General features: G+C 69.2%; 1 protein-coding gene. It reads right to left on the bottom strand.

Annotation, left to right across the window (positions count from 1 at the left end; translation table 11 throughout):
- Nucleotides 1–97 precede the first annotated feature (97 nt).
- Nucleotides 98–1,025: transketolase C-terminal domain-containing protein (locus tag BIS11_RS18485; protein ID WP_301286528.1), on the bottom strand; the 928-nt coding region annotated here is incomplete at its 5' end.

Here is a 1,025-nt window from a genome sequence, read left to right as displayed (position 1 = left end):
GCGCCTGGCAGGCAATGCGATACGTGCTCGCCACGCAAACGGGCAGGCCCATGGGCCTGCCCGTTTGCGTGGCGATGCTGCGTTGCTGGCGAAATGCCTAGCGCTTCAACAGCGCCAGGCGCTTTTCGATCGCGGCGCGAATGCCTTCGACATCCAGCCCGCAGTCATGAAGGAGCTCCTCCGGGGTGCCGTGCTCGACGAAGCTGTCGGGCAGGCCCAGGTGCAGCACGTTGGCCGTCGCGTTTTCCAAGTGCAGCAGCTCGCTGATGGCGCTGCCGGCACCGCCGGCGACCACGTTCTCCTCCAGCGTCACCAGCAGGTCGTGCTCGGCGGCGGCGGCGAGCACCGCGTCCCGGTCCAGCGGCTTGATGGTACGCATGTTGAGGTGGGTGGCGTCGAGCGCCTCGGCGACCTCGCCCGCCGGGCCGTTCATGCTGCCGAACGCCAGCAGCGCGATCCTGGGGCCGTCGCCTTCGGCGCGGCGGCGCGTCTCGGCGCGGCCGATGGTCAGCGGCTCCAGATGCTCGGGCACGGCCACACCCAGGCCGGTGCCGCGCGGGTAGCGCACCGCCGCCGGACCCTCGTACTGGTAGGCGGCACTCAGCATGGCGCGGCACTCGGCTTCGTCCGCAGGCGCCAGAATCACCAGGTTCGGCACGCAGCGCAGAAACGAGATGTCCATGCTGCCGTGGTGGGTCGGGCCGTCCTCGCCGACCAGGCCCGCGCGGTCGATGGCGAAGGTGACGTCGAGCCCCTGCACCGCCACGTCGTGGATGAGCTGGTCGTAGCCGCGCTGCAAGAAGGTGGAGTAGATCGCCACCACCGGCTTGATGCCCTCGCATGCCATGCCGGCGGCGAGCGTGACCGCGTGCTGTTCGGCGATCGCCACGTCGAAGTAGCGCTCCGGGTACTCTTTTGAAAAGCGGATCAAGTCCGAGCCTTCGCGCATCGCCGGCGTGATGCCCATCAGTCGCGCGTCGGCGGCGGCCATGTCGCACAGCCAGTTGCCGAACACGTTGCAGTAC

The organism is Halomonas sp. 707D4 (assembly GCF_024158685.1).
Classification (GTDB): Bacteria; Pseudomonadota; Gammaproteobacteria; order Pseudomonadales; family Halomonadaceae; genus Vreelandella.
Note: the sequence above shows the minus strand (reverse complement) of the source record. Positions and strands in the feature narration are given on the sequence as shown.